Here is a 2,844-nt window from a genome sequence, read left to right as displayed (position 1 = left end):
GTCTGATATTGGATTGTTGGAGAGATACAAATTAGTCAAATTAGTCAGAGATTGCAGTGGTGTGATGTCTGATATTTTATTGCTGTGTAGCTCCAGCCAAGTTAAATTAGTCAGAGATTGCAGAGGTGTGATGTCTGATATTTGATTGTTGCTTAGATATAGAGAAGTTAAATTAGTTAGAGATTTCATAGCTCTGATATCTGATATTTGATTGCTTTCCAGATACAACTTATTCAAATGAGTCAGAGATTGCAGGGGTATGATATCTGATATTTGATGGCTGCACAGATACAACTCATTGCTACTTGACAGTATCCGGTTCGCTTCATTAATGTCAGAACTGCCAGCACGCCATAAGATCACCTCAACTGTATATCTTGCTGCTTCTGAAAGGCTGTCTTTGTGCAAGCACCAGTCGGTAAAGCTGCTGAATTCTGCGGGATTTGGTTGTTTTTCAGACATAAAATTGTTGTAAATTAGGATAATATCAGACTAGGACTTACGCACGGATGGCCAGAAACCGGGTTTTTACGAGATAATTCGCAGGCAGCCCGCAGATTAGGTGAAAAACCCGGTTTCTTGGATCTTGGTGAGTTGAGGACTGTACTTGTTAAACATGGTTGGGGAGTTTCAAGTTTGCACGTTAAATTAGTCAGGCTCTATTCCCCAATTTACCCAGCGAATTGCCTGTTTAGCAGATGTCACATCAGGCGGCACTCGCAACGCATAAAGCAATCCCGTATTCAGAAAGCTCATTTTAACAAAAAACTGCTAAAGGACGCTCCAATGCGTCGTAATCGTCCTTAGAATCGATTTTTAACAGGGTATGTATTCCTGGCAAGTGTCTAATTTAGTGGCTGCTAGTTCTTGACAAATACGATCGCACAAAATGACATCCAATCCTGTAATACCAATTTCATAAAGTAGCGTTAGATATTACCCCCCCAACCCCCCCTTATTAAGGGGGGGCTAAGACTCGCTCGATGGCATATCTTTAGAAAAATGGTATTAGTCTGCGACATACCGCCAACCTTGGGGCTCGTATTCGCGCTGAATTCGCACCATCCAATTACCTTCGGGAATTGCGATGGCGCGGTGTTCTTCGTGACTCAATAATGCTGTGGGCGAAAGCACTCGCAAGTACAGAGTACCGTCTTTTTCGTACAGTTCAGCTTGTCCCTCAATTATCTGGTGAGAATGTCCGGTGACTTCCCCTTCGGCGAGAGTTAGGTGAGGTTTTTTTTTCCTTCGATTTGCGGTACGGGAGTGAGAATTACGTCGCCTTGTCGGATGGGTTGCATAGGTTTTTTATAAATTTTGTTTGCTGGTGTCGATCGATCGCTCTTTCTGTAAATTATATAATACTAATATACTACAAAGTTGTCAATAACCTGGTTTTTAATTTTCGACCGGAGGTTTGAAGTGCCGTAGATTTCAACTATTCTGGACTTTTCCTCTAAACCCCAGAAATCCCGCGCCGAAATTCTTTAACAGCTTCAATCCTAGAAGCCATCAGCAGACAGCGAGACAACAAATTAATATCTAAATCTGGCAATATTTCGCTTTTGGTAATTTTTTCATATCCGTGCGATCGCAAATGATACAAACCAAATAATCCATCCTCCCAAAACCAAACTTCGGGGACTCCCAAGACTTGGTAGCGATTCAATTTGCTCTCGTTACCGCTAGTAAATATAACTTCGATGGCAAGATCGGGGGTTTTACCTGTTAATTTTCCAATTAAAAAAGATTCATCAGCTTGGACTGAGACTTCCTTTACCTTTTCTTGAGTAAAGCTACCCAAGGGGTTAAATTCGATGTCTTTTTCAACAAAGTATTCCATCAGTAAACCTGCAATCGTCCTGCTGAATGATTCGTGTTCTTGCGAAACTGCCAAAATTTCTACCTCACCTTTGAAATAAAACAGTTTGATACCGGGGGAGTCCGAAAATCCCTGTTCGATTAGTTTGAATTGTTGCCAGTCAATCCCGGAGTGAATTAGCCGTTGGTCTTTGGGCTTATCTAATGTTACTGTCATGGCAGGATATCCTTTAACTCTTGTATTGTAATTTGAATTCGCACAGGTTCGCAGTAACGACTTTAGTTTTTCTTAATTCCGTTTTTAGGACTGAAGTCATGACTGCGAACCCGCTCGATCGCCGATCGTCTTGACTGCGAATTTGTTAAGGACTTCAATCCTTACTGCGAACCTATTAATCACTAATATATTATCCTTCAAATGCGGCAACCGAAACCCGATCGCGCCCTGCTGCTTTCGCCCGATAAAGCGACTCGTCGGCGATCGCAATTAAGGTTCCAGGCTGCGACATCGGCGCTGGAATGCAGCAAGCCACACCCAAACTCAGCGTCACGTATTCGCTGACACCAGACTTGGCGTGAAGTATCTGTAAACCCCGCACCTGTTGGTTGATAATTTCAGCTACGCAAGCCGCACCATCAATATCCGTATTCGGTAAAACTATGACAAACTCTTCTCCACCGTAACGCGCCACTAAATCAGCCGATCGCTTTACCGAACGCTGCAGCACCGCAGCCACCTGCCGCAAACATTCATCCCCCGCTTGATGGCCGTAAGTATCGTTATAAAGCTTGAAATAATCGATATCGCACATAATCAAAGATAGCGGCGCTTCTTCCCTCGCCAAACGCCGCCATTCCGTATCGAGATAGTCATTAAAAAAGCGGCGGTTTCTTACCTCAGTCAAACTGTCGTAAGTTGCCAAATACTGCAACGCTCGATTCACCGTTTCTAACTGACGTTTTTGCTGCTGCAACTGGCGGTTGAGTACCGTCAACTGCTGTTCGGCTGCGTGGGTTCTGAGC

Annotated in this window: 4 protein-coding genes; all 4 read right to left on the bottom strand. The window is 43.5% G+C overall.

Annotation, left to right across the window (positions count from 1 at the left end; translation table 11 throughout):
• On the bottom strand, positions 1–462 hold a 462-nt coding region (locus WBA89_RS20965), incomplete at its 3' end, for a leucine-rich repeat domain-containing protein (protein ID WP_424409172.1).
• Between the two features lie 546 nt (positions 463–1,008).
• Positions 1,009–1,134, bottom strand: coding sequence for a hypothetical protein (locus tag WBA89_RS20960; protein ID WP_424409170.1), 126 nt, complete (start codon positions 1,132–1,134; stop codon positions 1,009–1,011).
• A 322-nt stretch (positions 1,135–1,456) separates the two neighbouring features.
• Positions 1,457–2,038 (bottom strand): Uma2 family endonuclease, encoded by a 582-nt coding sequence (locus WBA89_RS20955; protein WP_424409169.1) that lies wholly within the window; start codon positions 2,036–2,038, stop codon positions 1,457–1,459.
• 190 nt (positions 2,039–2,228) lie between these two features.
• The coding region (locus WBA89_RS20950; protein ID WP_424409167.1) for a diguanylate cyclase at positions 2,229–2,844 on the bottom strand (616 nt) is incomplete at its 5' end.

The organism is Microcoleus sp. (genome assembly GCF_049646505.1).
In the GTDB taxonomy this organism is placed as follows: Bacteria; Cyanobacteriota; Cyanobacteriia; order Cyanobacteriales; family Microcoleaceae; genus Microcoleus.
The sequence above is the reverse complement of the archived record's forward strand: the minus strand, read 5'-3'. Positions and strand labels throughout refer to the sequence as shown.